The sequence below is a fragment of the Paraburkholderia mimosarum LMG 23256 = NBRC 106338 genome, assembly GCF_000739815.1.
Taxonomy (GTDB): Bacteria; Pseudomonadota; Gammaproteobacteria; order Burkholderiales; family Burkholderiaceae; genus Paraburkholderia; species Paraburkholderia mimosarum.
In genome coordinates this window covers 150,144-164,401 of sequence record NZ_BBJJ01000002.1, presented here as the reverse complement: position 1 = coordinate 164,401, position 14,258 = coordinate 150,144, and the positions used below count along the sequence as shown (strand labels likewise).

The 14,258-nt window shown below is 66.3% G+C and carries 15 protein-coding genes; 10 read left to right on the top strand and 5 right to left on the bottom strand.

What is annotated here, in order from left to right; genetic code table 11:
* The first annotated feature begins 2 nt into the window (after window positions 1-2).
* The gene (locus BMI01S_RS02785) at window positions 3-560 is read left to right on the top strand and encodes a barstar family protein (protein ID WP_036044223.1); all 558 of its coding nucleotides are present in this window, start codon (window positions 3-5) and stop codon (window positions 558-560) included.
* Window positions 561-668: 108 nt separating this feature from the next.
* Here the strand turns inward: BMI01S_RS02785 and BMI01S_RS02780 are convergent, their stop codons facing one another.
* From BMI01S_RS02780 to speE, 3 genes are all read right to left on the bottom strand, one after another.
* On the bottom strand, window positions 669-1,409 hold the full coding sequence (locus BMI01S_RS02780) for a 16S rRNA (uracil(1498)-N(3))-methyltransferase (protein ID WP_028230062.1): 741 nt from the start codon (window positions 1,407-1,409) through the stop codon (window positions 669-671).
* Between the two features lie 19 nt (window positions 1,410-1,428).
* On the bottom strand, window positions 1,429-1,842 hold the full coding sequence (locus BMI01S_RS02775; RefSeq protein ID WP_028230063.1) for a VOC family protein: 414 nt from the start codon (window positions 1,840-1,842) through the stop codon (window positions 1,429-1,431).
* Between the two features lie 107 nt (window positions 1,843-1,949).
* Window positions 1,950-2,816 (bottom strand): polyamine aminopropyltransferase, encoded by an 867-nt coding sequence (speE, locus tag BMI01S_RS02770; RefSeq protein WP_028230064.1) that lies wholly within the window; start codon window positions 2,814-2,816, stop codon window positions 1,950-1,952.
* Window positions 2,817-3,190: 374 nt separating this feature from the next.
* Here speE and tkt point away from each other — a divergent pair, with 374 nt between their 5' ends.
* Together tkt and gap are read left to right on the top strand one after the other, a co-directional pair.
* Complete coding sequence (gene tkt / locus BMI01S_RS02765) at window positions 3,191-5,233, top strand: transketolase (RefSeq protein ID WP_042288210.1); 2,043 nt, start codon at window positions 3,191-3,193, stop codon at window positions 5,231-5,233.
* Window positions 5,234-5,370: 137 nt separating this feature from the next.
* Window positions 5,371-6,381, top strand: coding sequence for a type I glyceraldehyde-3-phosphate dehydrogenase (gap, locus tag BMI01S_RS02760; RefSeq protein ID WP_028209397.1), 1,011 nt, complete (start codon window positions 5,371-5,373; stop codon window positions 6,379-6,381).
* Between the two features lie 54 nt (window positions 6,382-6,435).
* Here the strand turns inward: gap and BMI01S_RS02755 are convergent, their stop codons facing one another.
* Window positions 6,436-7,161 (bottom strand): FadR/GntR family transcriptional regulator, encoded by a 726-nt coding sequence (locus BMI01S_RS02755; RefSeq protein WP_042288207.1) that lies wholly within the window; start codon window positions 7,159-7,161, stop codon window positions 6,436-6,438.
* Window positions 7,162-7,432: 271 nt separating this feature from the next.
* Here BMI01S_RS02755 and BMI01S_RS02750 point away from each other — a divergent pair, with 271 nt between their 5' ends.
* The 3 genes from BMI01S_RS02750 to BMI01S_RS02740 are packed head-to-tail and all read left to right on the top strand — an operon-like array spanning window position 7,433 to window position 10,380.
* Entirely contained in the window at window positions 7,433-8,776 is a 1,344-nt protein-coding gene (locus BMI01S_RS02750; protein WP_042288204.1) for a C4-dicarboxylate transporter DctA, read from the top strand.
* 58 nt (window positions 8,777-8,834) lie between these two features.
* Complete coding sequence (alc, locus tag BMI01S_RS02745; protein WP_028230066.1) at window positions 8,835-9,854, top strand: allantoicase; 1,020 nt, start codon at window positions 8,835-8,837, stop codon at window positions 9,852-9,854.
* Window positions 9,855-9,867: 13 nt separating this feature from the next.
* Window positions 9,868-10,380 (top strand): ureidoglycolate lyase, encoded by a 513-nt coding sequence (locus tag BMI01S_RS02740; protein WP_028230067.1) that lies wholly within the window; start codon window positions 9,868-9,870, stop codon window positions 10,378-10,380.
* Between the two features lie 132 nt (window positions 10,381-10,512).
* Here BMI01S_RS02740 and fur read toward each other — a convergent pair whose 3' ends face one another.
* Window positions 10,513-10,941: a ferric iron uptake transcriptional regulator gene (fur, locus tag BMI01S_RS02735; RefSeq protein ID WP_028209400.1), complete on the bottom strand. Its 429-nt coding sequence runs from the start codon at window positions 10,939-10,941 to the stop codon at window positions 10,513-10,515.
* Window positions 10,942-11,078: 137 nt separating this feature from the next.
* Here fur and BMI01S_RS02730 point away from each other — a divergent pair, with 137 nt between their 5' ends.
* The 4 genes from BMI01S_RS02730 to BMI01S_RS02715 all read left to right on the top strand — a co-directional run bounded on the left by BMI01S_RS02730 (window position 11,079) and on the right by BMI01S_RS02715 (window position 14,254).
* Window positions 11,079-12,020, top strand: coding sequence for an outer membrane protein assembly factor BamE (locus BMI01S_RS02730; protein WP_028230068.1), 942 nt, complete (start codon window positions 11,079-11,081; stop codon window positions 12,018-12,020).
* 205 nt (window positions 12,021-12,225) lie between these two features.
* Window positions 12,226-13,023, top strand: a complete 798-nt coding sequence (dapB, locus tag BMI01S_RS02725) for a 4-hydroxy-tetrahydrodipicolinate reductase (RefSeq protein ID WP_028230069.1) — start codon at window positions 12,226-12,228, stop codon at window positions 13,021-13,023.
* Window positions 13,024-13,082: 59 nt separating this feature from the next.
* Window positions 13,083-13,811: a MotA/TolQ/ExbB proton channel family protein gene (locus tag BMI01S_RS02720; protein ID WP_028209403.1), complete on the top strand. Its 729-nt coding sequence runs from the start codon at window positions 13,083-13,085 to the stop codon at window positions 13,809-13,811.
* Window positions 13,812-13,822: 11 nt separating this feature from the next.
* The gene (locus tag BMI01S_RS02715; protein WP_028209404.1) at window positions 13,823-14,254 is read left to right on the top strand and encodes an ExbD/TolR family protein; all 432 of its coding nucleotides are present in this window, start codon (window positions 13,823-13,825) and stop codon (window positions 14,252-14,254) included.
* Window positions 14,255-14,258 lie beyond the last annotated feature (4 nt).

Genomic DNA, 14,258 nt, shown 5'->3' with positions numbered 1-14,258 from the left:
GGATGAGCGGTATGAGCGATAACGTTTACGCACACGACCCGCGGGTCGCGAGCGATCTGTTCGCGTCCGGGGAGGGCAACCTGTTCCAGCGCGTCATGCAATTGAAGCAAGACAGCGAGGCGCGCCAGGACGAGGCGGCGCTTTCATCGAACGAGGGGGCCATGAGCCTGTTTTCGACCGTGCAGCCGAATATCGTCCAGTCGATCCGGGCGTTTCGCATTCAGGATCTCGCGGACGAAGCCCAGCGGCTGCAGCAGCATTTCCTCTACGCATTTTGCGCGAATGCGCAAACCCGGCAGGAGGTGCTCGAGACCATTGCCACATCGTTTCTGTTTCCGAAGCATTTCGGCAAGAACTACGATGGTTTGTACGATTGCCTGACCGATCTGGTGCAGAAGGCTGGGGAGCAGCCGGGTTTCGTGATCGTGCTTGAGGGACTGCCGATCGCCCAGAAGTTCGACAAGGACGGGCGCGAGACACTGCTCGACGTGTTCCGTGAAGCGTCGGAATTTTGGGCCGAGCGCAAGGTGCCGTTCCGGGTGTTTTATTCGTTCGCCTGAGTTCGTCAGGCGATTTTGCCGGGCGATTTTGCCCTGGACGAGCGAACATTGCGTCGCGCGCATGCCACAGAAAACCCAAAGCCCGCCTTCCGGCGGGCTTTGTCATTTTTACCAGCCACCCCAGCGTGCGGCGAGCGCCGCAAGCACGGCGATGCCAGCCGTTTCGGTGCGCAGGACGCGCGGCCCGAGCCCCACGGCGATGAAACCGTGGTCGAGCGCCGCGGCTTCTTCCAGCGACGAAAACCCGCCTTCGGGCCCGACCAGCACCGTCACTTCGCCCGTCGGCGGCTCGGCGGGCAGGGTGGAGAACGACACGTTCGCGCGCGGCGAGAGCAGTACGCGCAACTCGCCGTCGCCGGGGCGCTTGGGCAACGACCCGAGCCACGTGGCGATTTCCCGCGTGGACGCGACTTCGGGCATGCGGTTGCGGCCGCACTGTTCGCACGAGGCCTGCACGATGCGCTGCCAGTGTGCCTGGCGGCGCACTGCGCGATCGCCCGAGAGTCTCACGACGCTACGCGAGGTGGTGAGCGGCACGAAGTTCGTGGCACCCAGTTCGACCGCTTTTTCGATCAGCCAGTCCATCTTGTCGCTGCCCGCAATGCCTTGCGCGAGCGTGAGCCGGTAGGGCGGTTCGGCCTCGATGTCGCGGTACGGGCCGATACGCACCTGCGTGTCGCGGCGCTCCATTTCGAGAATCTCGGCGCTATATTCGCCGCCGAGGCCGTTGAACAGCACGACGGTGTCGCCGGGTTGCAGGCGCAGCACCTGGATGTGCCGCGTGACCTCGTCGGGAAGGGTGACAACGTCGTCGGTTTGGAGGGAACTACCGACGAAAAAACGGGGCATAAGACTATTTCTCATTGATTCAGGACAGGTGGCGAGCAAGCGCCCAGCGGTAACCGTCGAGGTCTTCGACCTGCGCGAAACGGTCTCCCCAGAATTGGTCCTGTGGCTCGCTCAACGATCTGGCGCCGGCTTCGAGTGCCCGCGCATAAACCGCGTCGACATCGTCGACATACAAATAAAAGGATTGAGGCGCGACCGTTTTTGCGCTTTGCGGCGTGCGCGCCGTCGACCCGAACGCCCCTTCCGGCGCGAACATGACGATCAGCTGATCGTGATAGGTCATTTCCACGTGCATGAGTGCGCCGTCGTCTTCCACGCTGTCACGGACGCCAAAACCGAAGGCCGCCTGATAAAAGGCCAGCGAGGCGCGCGCATCGCGCACCGTCAGATACGGGGTGAGCCACGGCACGCCGGCGGGGCGGGGTGGGGTCATCGAGTCTCTCCAGATTCGCGTTTCAGATGGGGCGCCCATTGCCGCTCCTGGGCTCATGCGCCCACGACGAGGCAAGTATCAGGGACTGCCATTTTCCATGGCCAGCGTCAGTAAAGCTGTAGGAGTTCGCCTAGTTTATCGCGGGCGGTGAGCGCGGCTTTGAGGAGCGCCGCGTGCAACTGCGCGTCGTAGTAGCGCAAGCCTTCGAGATGCCGCTCGGCCGCGCGCGCCTGCAGCGTGGCGGCGTCGGCAGCGGCAGGGTCGAGCGCGTCGCTCGCGACCGCCATGAGCCAGAGCGAACCGTAGAGCGGCACATAGGCGGCGAGCGGCCGCACGACCGGGAAAGCCGCCCGCAGTCCGGCGAGCAGCGCGGCCACCCGCTCGGCGTGATGGAACGGCGAGCCGAGATGCAGCGAGACGAGAGCGTTGGCCGTCATCACGCGTTTTAGCGCGCCGTAAAACGCAGGCGTATAGAGCCCGGCGGCTGGCGAATCCGGCGGAGTCAGATCGAAGACGACCAGATCGAAGCGCTCTTGAGTCGTGGCGACGAACGCCGCGGCATCGCCGAGCACGAGTTCCACGCGCGGATCGTCGAAGGCGCTGCCGCGCACTTCGGGCAGGTAGTCGCCGGTCAGGCGCACGACCTCGGGGTCCAGTTCGGCCACGACGATGCGCCCGATGCCCGGATGGCGCAGCAGTTGCCGCGCGGCACCGCCGTCGCCGCCGCCCAGCACGAGTGCCGCGCGCGGCGCGGGATGCGTGAGCGCGGCCGGGTGCGTCATGCACTCGTGGTAGATGAATTCGTCGCCGGCGGAGGTCATCGGGCGGCCGTCCAGCGTGAAAAGGCAACCGAGCTGCGGCGTGTCCCAGACCTCGATGCGCTGCCACGGCGTGTCGGCGGCGGCGAGGCGGCGCGCACCGGGAAAGCCGTAAAGCGCGTTGGCCGCGGGGTGGAAAACGAGGGAGTCGGTCACGAGAGTCCTGGAGGCGCGGCCCGAGCAGCCAGCCGCGCTCGAAGGGCGGTGAAAAAGCGGGCGCGGAAAATGGGGCCAACAGTGAGGGCCAACAGCGCCATTATAAAGTCCATGGAACAGGCCCCGGCCGCAGCGGCCGCAGACCGGCGTGGATGCCGATGCCTGACGCCCTGCGGCCAGGGATAATCCCCACGATCTGCTAGAATAATGCGCTTTGCAGCCTCTTCCGTTTGCTCTGGCCGTTTCGCGTCTCCTGGCGCCGCATGTGCGCCCGAGCGGGCGATTTGCCGAGCTTCCGGACCCTCCGCTGCTGCGCGCGCCCGCGCTTTGTGACATCGCCCCCACGCCGCTTTTTGCACACTTCCGGACTCGACATGACGACCTCGTCCTCCGCCTCCCCTGCTACCACCCAGCTGATGGCCAACGCAATCCGCGCGCTGTCCATGGACGCCGTCCAGCAAGCGAATTCCGGCCACCCCGGCATGCCCATGGGCATGGCCGAGATCGCCGTCGCGCTGTGGTCGCGCCATCTGCGCCATAACCCGACGAACCCGCACTGGAGCGACCGCGACCGCTTCGTGCTGTCGAACGGCCACGGCTCGATGCTGCTCTACTCGCTGCTGCATTTGACCGGCTACGATCTGCCGATGGCGGAGCTGAAGAACTTCCGTCAGCTGCACTCGAAAACGCCGGGCCACCCCGAATTCGGCATGACGCCGGGCGTGGAGACGACCACGGGCCCGCTCGGCCAGGGTCTCGCGAATTCGGTCGGCATGGCGCTGGCCGAAGCGCTGCTCGCCGCGGAGTTCAACAAGGCCGATGCGAAGATCGTCGACCACCACACCTACGTGTTCCTCGGCGACGGCTGCCTGATGGAAGGCATCTCGCACGAAGCCTGCTCGCTCGCCGGCACGCTCAAGCTCAACAAGCTGATCGCGCTGTATGACGACAACGGCATCTCGATCGACGGCGACGTGGTCAACTGGTTCCACGACGACACGCCCAAGCGCTTCGAAGCCTACGGCTGGAACGTCATCCCGCACGTGGACGGCCACGACGTGGACGCGGTCGACGCGGCCATCCAGAAGGCCAAGGCTTCTGACAAGCCCACGCTGATCTGCTGCAAGACCATCATCGGCAAGGGCGCGCCCACCAAGCAGGGCGGCCACGACGTGCACGGCGCGGCGCTCGGTGCGGAGGAAATCGCCAAATGGCGCGAAGCCGCAGGCTGGAAGTGGGAGCCGTTCACGCTGCCGCAGGAAGTCTACGCAGACTGGGACGCGAAGGCCGCCGGCGCGAAGTTCGAAGCCGCATGGAACGAGCAGTTCGCTGCGTACAAGTCGAAGTACCCGGCCGAAGCCGCGGAATTCGAGCGCCGCATGGCTCACCAGCTGCCGGCCGACTGGGCGCAGAAGGCTGCCGCGATCGTCGCCGGCGCGGACTCGCGCAAGGAAACCGTCGCCACCCGCAAGGCATCGCAGCAGGCCATCGAAGGTCTCGCCGCCGCACTGCCCGAACTGCTGGGCGGCTCGGCCGACCTGACCGGTTCGAACCTCACCAACTGGAAGGCCTCGAAGCCCGTGCGCGTCGCCAAGGCAGGCGAGACCGGCATCCAGTGGGGCAACCACATCAACTACGGCGTGCGCGAGTTCGGCATGAGCGCGGCGCTCAACGGCCTCAACCTGCACGGCGGCTACAAGGCGTTCGGCGGCACGTTCCTCACGTTCTCCGACTACAGCCGCAACGCGCTGCGCGTGGCCGCGCTGATGAAGTGCCCGTCGATCTTCGTGTTCACGCACGACTCGATCGGCCTCGGTGAAGACGGCCCGACCCACCAGTCGATCGAACACGTCGCAAGCCTGCGCCTGATTCCGAACATGACGGTCTGGCGCCCGGCCGACACCGTGGAAACCGCCGTGGCCTGGACCGAGTCGATCGCGCATCACGGCGCGTCGAGCCTCATCTTCAGCCGTCAGAACCTCGCATTCAACGAGCGCACCGATGCCCAGATCGCCAACATCGCGAAGGGCGGCTACGTGCTCAAGGACTGGAACGACGACATCCCGAGCCGCAAGGTGATCCTCATCGCGACGGGCTCGGAAGTCGAACTGGCGATGAAGTCCGTCGAAGCGCTGCAACGCGAAGGCATTGGCGCCCGCGTGGTGTCCATGCCGTCGACCAACGTGTTCGACAAGCAGGACGCCGAATACCGCGAGCGTGTGCTGCCGAGAGGCGTGCGCCGCATCGCGATCGAAGCCGGCGTGACCGACTTCTGGCGCAAGTACGTGGGCCTCGAAGGCGGCGTGGTCGGCATCGACACTTACGGCGAATCGGCCCCGGCTGGCGTGCTGTTCAAGCACTTCGGCTTCACGGTCGAAAACGTCGTGGCGACGGCCAGGGCCGCGCTCGACAACTAAGCAAGCGTGACGGGCCCGCCTGATCGGCAAGATCGGGCGGGCCCGCTGCCTTGAGCGTCGCGCAGCGCCGCCCCGGCGCGCGAAGACGCCAGTGCAGCACTGGTTTCAGAATTTTTTCAGCCCTCAGGAGATAAATCATGACCATTCGCGTCGCTATCAATGGCTACGGCCGCATCGGCCGTAACACGCTTCGCGCGTTCTACGAGAACGGCAAGAAGCACGACATCCAGATCGTTGCGATCAACGACCTGGGTGACGCGAAGACCAACGCGCATCTGACGCAATACGACACGGCACACGGCAAGTTCCCGGGCGAAGTCTCGGTGGACGGCGACTACCTCGTCGTGAACGGCGACAAGATCCGCGTGCTGGCCAACCGCAACCCGGCCGAACTGCCGTGGGGCGAGCTGGGCGTCGACGTCGTGATGGAGTGCACGGGCTTCTTCACGACCAAGGAAAAGGCGAGCGCCCACATCAAGGGCGGCGCGAAGAAGGTCATCATCTCGGCGCCCGGCGGCAAGGACGTCGACGCGACCATCGTCTACGGCGTGAACCACAACGTGCTGAAGGCCGAGCACACGGTCATCTCGAACGCATCGTGCACGACCAACTGCCTCGCGCCGCTCGTCAAGCCGCTGAACGACAAGATCGGCCTCGAAACCGGCCTGATGACGACGATCCACGCGTACACGAACGACCAGGTCCTGACCGACGTGTACCACGAAGACCTGCGCCGCGCGCGCTCGGCCACGCACAGCCAGATCCCGACGAAGACGGGCGCGGCCTCCGCTGTCGGCCTCGTGCTGCCGGAACTGAACGGCAAGCTCGACGGCTACGCGATCCGCGTCCCGACCATCAACGTGTCGATCGTCGACCTGTCGTTCATCGCCAAGCGCGACACGACGGTCGAGGAAGTCAACGCGATCATGAAGGAAGCTTCGGAAGGCGCGCTCAAGGGCATTCTGGGCTACAACGACGCACCGCTGGTTTCGGTCGACTTCAACCACAACCCGGCATCGTCGACGTTCGACGCCACGCTCACGAAGGTCTCGGGCCGTCTCGTGAAGGTGTCGAGCTGGTACGACAACGAGTGGGGCTTCTCGAACCGCATGCTCGATACGGCTGTGGCTTTCGCGAACGCGAAGTAAGCACGCTCTGCGCTGCATGAAAAAACCGCCTCTCGGGGCGGTTTTTTTTCGTCCTTACTTCTCGATCGCACGTGGCGCCGCGCCGGCGAAGGCCGGCGGAGTTGGAAAGTACACGCCCGCGCGCTGTGCCGCGTTGGCGATGTGCGCCTCGATCGCCTCGCCGGCCGCCGCCGAATCGCGCGCCTTGAGCGCCGCGACGATCAGCGCGTGCTCGCGGTGCGTGGACAGCACGCGCTCGCGCCGGTAGAAGGGCATGCGCTGGCTCTCCTTCATGATGTCGGCGCTGCTGCGCAGGATCGACTCGATCGCCGCGTTGCCCGCGAGATTCACGATGCGCATGTGGAACTCGAAGTCAAGTTGCGCGGCCTCGTCGAGTTCCTCGCAGGCGAGGGCGCTGTGCAACGCCTCGGTGTTCGCTTCGAGCCACGCGACGTCGGCGTCGCCGATGGCGAGCGCCGCCATGCGCGCGGCGAAGCCCTCGAGCGCGTAGCGCATCTGGTAGGTGTCGGGCAGCGACGTCTGCTCGGCGAAGCGCCATGGGTGCGCACTCGCGGCTTGCGCGCTCGTCACGTAGACGCCCTTGCCCGCGCGGATCGACAGCATGCCGAGCGCTTCGAGCGTCGAGAGCGCCTCGCGCAGCGACGCGCGGCTGATCGCCAGCTCCTCCGACAGTTGCCGCTGCGCGGGCAGGAGGGTGCCGACCGGATAGAGCCCGCCCTCGATCCGTTCGCGGATCGTGGCGATGGCGGCGTCGGTGACGGTGTGCGGAACGTTCTTCATCGGATGGCGTGGGCATCTCGCGTGGTCTGACCAGCATTGTAGTCCTCGCCCGGCGCACCCGCATGGTGCGTTGCGTAGATTGCGTCAAGGCCCGGCGCGAGTGGCGGCAAGGGTCTGCGCTCCGGCCCGAAAACTGGTCAGACCGCAGGAGGGTAAACACCGCACATCGCGACCTTGACTCCACTATATCGGCTTCCTACTATCCGCTATAACAGTGCTGGTCAGACCAGTCCGAACAGTTGCTTGCTCCACTTGCCCTCAGGAGAGAGTCGTGACGAAGTTCTTCAATTCGCTGTTTGGCCGCGTAGTCATCGCCCTCGTGCTGGGCATCGTCGTTGGCGCGGTGTTTCCCCATTTCGCCCAGTCGCTCAGACCGCTCGGCGACGGTTTTCTCAAGCTCATCAAGATGGTGATCGGGCCCATTGTGTTCTGCGTGGTCGTGAGCGGTATGGCGCACGCGGGCGACCTCAAGAAGGTGGGCCGCGTCGGTCTGAAGTCGGTGATCTACTTCGAAGCGATGACGACGCTCGCCCTCGTGATCGGCGCCGTGCTCGCGTATCTCACGCGTCCGGGCGCGGGCATGAACGTCGATCTGCATTCGCTCGACGCCGCATCGCTTGCGACCTACACCGAGCACGCGAAGAGCCTCAAGGACACCGCCGCGTTCCTGCTCAAGATCATTCCCGACACGGCCTTCGACGCGTTTGCGAAGGGCGACATCCTGCAGATTCTCGTGTTCTCGGTGCTGTTCGGCAGCGCGCTCTCGCTGCTCGGCCCGAAAGCGCAGCGCGTGAATTCGATCATCGACGAGCTCGCGCAGGTGTTCTTCCGCGTGATGGGCTTCATCATCAAGCTCGCGCCGCTCGGCGTGCTCGGCGCGATCGCTTTCACGACCGGCACCTACGGCGTCGCGTCGCTCAAGCAGCTCGGCCTGCTCGTGATCGTTTTCTACGCGAGCTGCATCGTGTTCGTCGCGGTGGTGCTCGGTATCGTCATGCGGCTCGCGGGCTTCAACGTGTTCAAGCTGATCCGCTATCTGCGCGAAGAGCTTTCGATCGTGCTCGGCACCGCCTCGTCGGACGCCGTGCTGCCGCAGGTCATGCGCAAGCTCGAATGGATGGGCGTGAAGGACTCCACCGTGGGTCTCGTGATCCCGACCGGCTACTCGTTCAACCTCGACGGCTTCTCGATCTACCTCACGCTCGCCGTGATTTTCATCGCGCAGGCCACCAACACGCCGCTGTCGATGCACGACCTCATCGTCGTGGTGCTCGTCTCGCTCGTCACCTCGAAGGGCGCGCACGGCATTCCCGGTTCGGCCATCGTGATCCTTGCGGCCACGCTTTCCGCCATTCCCGCGATTCCCGTGCTCGGCCTCGTGCTGATCCTGCCGGTGGACTGGTTCGTCGGCATCGCCCGCGCGCTCACGAACCTCATCGGCAACTGCGTCGCGACGGTGGTGGTCGCGGTGTGGGAGCGCGACATCGACAAGGCGCGCGCGAGACGCGTGCTGAATCGCGACGAAGGCTTCCTGTACGCGCCCGCCGGTATGGGCGACGCAGGCGAAGCGCAAGGCGAGGAGGACCCGCTCGGCGGCAAGCCGGCTCACGCCTGAGCTTTCATCCCGTCGCACTTTCATCTGGATAACTGAACATTTAGCGAACGACACCATCATGGCCATTCCGACTCTCGACCCGAACGCTCCCGCCTTCACGCGCCGCTACATGAACCTCGCCGATCCGCGTCTCGGCGCCCGTGCGCTCCATGCGAGCGACGAGTTCTTCGCGCCGAAGGAGCGCATGCTCGATCCGCAGCCCGCGGTCTTCATCCCCGGCAAGTACGATGACCACGGCAAGTGGATGGACGGCTGGGAAACCCGTCGCAAGCGCACGACGGGACACGACTTCTGCGTGGTGCGGCTCGCGCGCCCCGGGGTGATCTACGGCGTGGATCTGGACACGAGCCATTTCACGGGCAACTTTCCGCCGGCGGCGTCGATCGAGGCGTGCTACGCGCCGACGGGCGACGACGAAGCGCCGGGCGACAATGCCGACTGGCAGACCATCGTCCCGGCCACGACCCTGCAGGGCAACCAGCATCACTACGTCGATGTGAGCGACACGCGCGCGTTCACGCATTTGCGGGTGAATCTCTATCCCGATGGCGGCCTCGCGCGCCTGCGAGTGTACGGCCAGCCCCGGCGCGACTGGAGCACGCTCGCGCGCGGCAGCCTCGTCGACCTCGCGGCGATCGAGAACGGCGCGTATCTCGTCGCGGCCAACAATCAGCATTTCGGGCTCGCCTCGACGCTGCTCATGCCGGGCCGCGGCGTGAACATGGGCGACGGCTGGGAGACCCGCCGCCGCCGCGAGCCGGGCAACGACTGGGCGATCGTGGCGCTCGCGCGGCCCGGCATCATCCGCAGGATCGAAGTCGATACCGCACACTTCAAGGGCAACTATCCGGACCGCTGTTCACTCCAGGCGGCCAGCGTGGCGGGCGGCACCGACGAGTCGCTCGTGACCCAGGCGATGTTCTGGCCGACGCTGCTCGGCGAGCAGAAGCTGGAAATGGACAAGCAGCACGTGTTCGAGGACGGCGTGGCGGCGCTCGGCGCGGTCACGCATGTGCGTTTCAACATCTTCCCCGACGGCGGCGTCTCGCGCCTGCGCCTGTGGGGCGAACCCGTTTGAGCGAGGAGCCGGGATGCAAACCCTGCGCATGGAACCGCTGACGCGCGCGGCGTTCGCGCCGTTCGGCGACGTCATCGAACTCGAAGGCGCCCGCCACTTTCCGATCAACGGCGGCACGACCGAGCGCTTCCACGACCTCGCCACGCTCGATGTGAACGAGGCGGGCGGCCGGCCCATCGTCAGCGTGTTTCGCGCCCAGCCGCGCGCGTGGCCCGTCGAAATTGCGATGATGGAGCGGCATCCGCTCGGCAGCCAGGCGTTCGTGCCGCTCGGCGGGGCGCGCTACGCCATCGTGGTCGCGCCCGCGGGCGAGTTCGATCCGGCGCGGATGCGGGCGTTCTGGGCCGCGCCCGGGCAGGGCGTCAATTACGCCAAGGGCGTCTGGCATCATCCGCTGCTCGCCTTCGACCGCGTGAGCGACTTCCTTGTGATCGACCGGGGCGGCGCGCAGCCGAACTGCGACGAGATCACGCTCGAGCGCGCCTGGCGGCTGGAGCCCGCCGATACGCTGCTCGCGCTCGCCTGAGATCCGGCCTGGCCGGCAGCTTTTGCAAGATCGGCTCGCCAGGCCACCGGGAAATCGAAACACGGCAGCGCCCAAACGAAAACGCCACGGCAGGTCTGCCGTGGCGTTTGCTTTTATCCCGCTTGACGCAGTTCAGTGCTTGCGGTGCGGGCAGTTTTCCTTCGTGCAGGTGCCATACATGGCGAGCGCATGCTCCTGAAGCTTGAAGCCGCGCTCGTTGGCGATCATCTGCTGGCGCTTCTCGATTTCGGGGTCGAAGAATTCTTCGACGATGCCGCAGTCGAGGCACACGAGGTGGTCGTGGTGGGTGCCTTCGTTGAGCTCGAACACCGCCTTGCCCGATTCGAAGTTGCTGCGCGTGAGCAGCCCGGCCTGCTCGAACTGCGTGAGAACCCGATAAACCGTGGCGAGGCCGATGTCGAGCTCCTCGTTCAGCAGATTGCGATAGACGTCTTCGGCGGTGAGGTGACGCACGGCGCTGTGCTGAAAAATCTCCAGGATCTTGAGGCGAGGCAGCGTCGCCTTGAGACCGATGTTCTTGAGATCGGTTGGATTGGTCATGACGATAAGTCCCTGGAGTACAATGCTAGGTTCTTATGTTAATGGGTTTTTGCCGTCACGGGCATTTTCGGCAGAACTTCGAACGAACTTCTAGAGAACACGCGCGGCTTCGCGAAAAAGCCCGCACGGTGAGGGAAATGATTCCAGAATTCACAACGATCGGCCGACGCATGTACGGCGGCCGCCTGGCGTGCACCCTGCTGGCTGCGGCCGCGTTCGCGGCGCTCGCCGGCTGCAAATCCTACGACAGCGTGACGCAGCGCGTGGCCCAAAGCATCACGCCTTATCGCATTACCATCGTGCAAGGCAACTTCGTTTCGGCGGAAGCCGCGGCGCAAATGCGCGTTGGCATGTCGCGGGCCGAGGTCAAGCAACTGCTCGGCACGCCGCTCCTCACCGACATGTTCCATGCGAACCGCTGGGACTACATCTTCTATTTCAAGCGCGGCTCGACCGCCGTGGTCCAGCAGCGCGACTTCGTCGTGCTGTTCGAAGGCGACCGTGTGGCGAGCTGGTCGGGCGGCGAAGACCTCCCGTCCAACCTCGAACTGCTCGCCGAAATCGACGGCGACCGCAGCGGCAAGAAGCACGCCGTCGCCGCTGCGCCGGCGTCGGGCGCTTCGGCGCCTGCCGCCGCAGCCGCTGCATCCGGTGCGGCAACCGAGACTTCGAGCGCGACCGGCCCGACCGTGGTCGACACGGTGCGCACGCCGTCGTCCGAAGTCGGCGCGGCCACCAATGCTCTGCCGCAGGACGCCAACGCGCAGGCCGCCGCCGCCGCGAACCGCGCCACCGAAGCGGTGCAAACGCCGACAGGCCTCACGCCTTCGGTGCGCGCGGGCAATCCCACTTCGTCGGCGTTGCCGCAGAACGTCGGCACGATGCCGTCGCAGGTCCAGTTGCATCGTCAACCGCCGCCCCAGATCCAGGGCGTGCCGCCGAGCAACCCGGTGGGCCCGACTGCCGGCGCCCAGGGCACCGGCGACAACAATGCGCCGCCGCCCTCGGGGCCGGCGCGGGATTCGGCCCTCGCGGCGCCGCCCACCGTGCCGGCTTCCGGGGCTGTGGCTCCCAACTGACCGTAGCGCAGCGGTTGCCAGGCATCAACGATCCGGCTGTCCGCGGCGGTCAGACAATCAGGGCGTGGTGCGCGCGGCGCGCCACGTGTCGAGCCGGCGGCTTCGGGCCGCCGCGTTTATTTGAGGGTGGCTGGACGCGGCGCGACGCGCGGCGGCCGGCGGCACCTTGCGAGGAAAGCTCGCAGCAAAACCCGCAGGAAGACTCATGAAAATCGCAATCGCCGGCGCATCGGGCCGCATGGGCCGCATGCTCATCGAAACCGTCCTCGCTTCTCCCGATGTCACGCTCTCGGGCGCGCTCGTGCGCAAGGGCTCGACCGCCCTCGGCCAGGACGCGGGCGCGTTCCTCGGCAAGGAAACCGGCGTGCGCATCTCCGACGACATCGAGCAGGTCTTCGCGCAAAGCGACTGTCTGATCGACTTCACGCGCCCCGAAGGCACGCTCGTGCACCTCGAGGCGGCGCAGCGCCACGGCGTGAAAATGGTGATCGGCACGACCGGCTTCGACGCCCAGCAAAAGGCGCAGCTCGGCGCGGCCGCGCAAAAGACCGGCATCGTGTTCGCGGCGAACATGAGCGTGGGCGTGAACGTCACGCTCAAGCTGCTCGAATATGCGGCGCGCTTTTTCGAGACCGGCTACGACATCGAGATCATCGAGGCCCATCATCGCCACAAGGTGGACGCCCCGTCGGGCACCGCGCTTGCGATGGGCGAGGCCGTGGCGCGCGCGCTGGGCCGCGACCTCGACAAATGCGCCGTGTACGGCCGCGAGGGTGTGACGGGCGAGCGCGACCCCTCGACGATCGGGTTTTCGGCGATTCGCGGCGGAGACATCGTCGGCGATCATACGGTGCTGTTCGCGGGCATCGGCGAGCGCATCGAGATCACGCACAAATCGTCGAGCCGTCTCTCGTACGCACAAGGCAGCGTGCGCGCCGCGCGCTTTCTGCAGGACAAGGCCACCGGCCTGTACGATATGCAGGACGTGCTCGGCCTGCGCTGAGCGGCTTTTTCCACCGTCCGGGCCACCCACGGCGCCGGACAGACAGTGAGCGAGGTCCGATGGCAGCGAGTTCCGGGGTCATTCACTATCTGCAGACCGGCGACGCGGTCACCCACGCCGTAGCGTGGGTCCTGCTCGCCATGTCGATCGCGAGCTGGTGCTTTCTCATCGTGAAGAGCTGGGTGCTCCTGCGCGCGAAGCGCCAAGGCCCGCGCGCCATTGCCCGCTTCTGGCAGGCGCGCACGCTCGCGGACGGCGTGGCCGCCATGGGAGCGGTCGACCACGAGCGCGTGTTCCTGCCGCTCGCCCAGGCGGCGCTCGCCGCCGAGGAAGCCGACGCCCCCGGCATGATGCTCGCGCGCGTGGACCGCGGCGAGCGTGTGCTGCGCGCGCTGCGCGGCGCGTTGCAGGCGTCGCAGCGGCGGCTCGAGTTCGGGCAGGTGCTGCTCGCCTCGGTGGGCAGCACGGCGCCGTTCGTCGGGTTGCTCGGCACGGTCTGGGGCATCTATCACGCGCTCGGCAGCATCGCCGCGAGCGGCCAGGCAATGATCGAGAACGTAGCCGGCCCGGTGGGCGAGGCGCTCATCATGACGGCCTTCGGCCTCGTCGTCGCGATTCCCGCGGTGCTTGCCTATAACGTGCTGGGCCGCCTCGTGCGCCAGCTTTGCGACGATCTCGACGGCTTCGCGCACGACCTGCACGCTTATGCCTGCGCGCCCGAGGGTGCGCCGCTGCGCCGCGAAGGCACGCAGGGCACATTGCGCGAAGGCGTGCGCGCGGAGTCGTAGGAGCGACAGTCATGGCATTCGGCGGACTCGAAAAGAAGCGCGATTCGGCACCGATGTCGGACATCAACATGACGCCGCTCATCGACGTCATGCTCGTGCTGCTCGTCATCTTCATCATTACCGCGCCGCTCTTCACGCACGCGATCCGGCTGGATTTGCCGAAAGTCGAGGCAGAGGCCGCGCGGCAGACGGCGCAGACCGTCACGCTGTCCATCGACGCCGCCGGCAAGCTCTACTGGAACGCCCAGCCCATCACGCTCGACGAGCTGCGCGCGCGCTTCACGGCCGCCGGCAAGGCGCCCGAGGCTCAGCAGCCCGATCTGCAGCTGCGCGCCGCGCGCGAGACGCGCTACGACGTGATCGCCCAGGTGATGGGCGCCGCGCAGCAGGCCGGCCTCACTCGACTCGGCTTCGTGACCGAGCCTGCCACCGGCGCGCACTGAGCAC

Excerpts from the sequence above, each read along its gene's own strand:
- BMI01S_RS02785 (WP_036044223.1), top strand. The coding sequence starts at position 3 with ATGAGCGGTATGAGCGATAACGTTTACGCACACGACCCGCGGGTCGCG.
- BMI01S_RS02780 (WP_028230062.1), bottom strand. The coding sequence starts at position 1,409 with ATGCCCCGTTTTTTCGTCGGTAGTTCCCTCCAAACCGACGACGTTGTC.
- BMI01S_RS02775 (WP_028230063.1), bottom strand. The coding sequence starts at position 1,842 with ATGACCCCACCCCGCCCCGCCGGCGTGCCGTGGCTCACCCCGTATCTG.
- tkt (WP_042288210.1), top strand. The coding sequence starts at position 3,191 with ATGACGACCTCGTCCTCCGCCTCCCCTGCTACCACCCAGCTGATGGCC.
- gap (WP_028209397.1), top strand. The coding sequence starts at position 5,371 with ATGACCATTCGCGTCGCTATCAATGGCTACGGCCGCATCGGCCGTAAC.
- BMI01S_RS02755 (WP_042288207.1), bottom strand. The coding sequence starts at position 7,161 with ATGAAGAACGTTCCGCACACCGTCACCGACGCCGCCATCGCCACGATC.
- alc (WP_028230066.1), top strand. The coding sequence starts at position 8,835 with ATGGCCATTCCGACTCTCGACCCGAACGCTCCCGCCTTCACGCGCCGC.
- BMI01S_RS02740 (WP_028230067.1), top strand. The coding sequence starts at position 9,868 with ATGCAAACCCTGCGCATGGAACCGCTGACGCGCGCGGCGTTCGCGCCG.
- fur (WP_028209400.1), bottom strand. The coding sequence starts at position 10,941 with ATGACCAATCCAACCGATCTCAAGAACATCGGTCTCAAGGCGACGCTG.
- BMI01S_RS02730 (WP_028230068.1), top strand. The coding sequence starts at position 11,079 with ATGATTCCAGAATTCACAACGATCGGCCGACGCATGTACGGCGGCCGC.
- dapB (WP_028230069.1), top strand. The coding sequence starts at position 12,226 with ATGAAAATCGCAATCGCCGGCGCATCGGGCCGCATGGGCCGCATGCTC.
- BMI01S_RS02720 (WP_028209403.1), top strand. The coding sequence starts at position 13,083 with ATGGCAGCGAGTTCCGGGGTCATTCACTATCTGCAGACCGGCGACGCG.
- BMI01S_RS02715 (WP_028209404.1), top strand. The coding sequence starts at position 13,823 with ATGGCATTCGGCGGACTCGAAAAGAAGCGCGATTCGGCACCGATGTCG.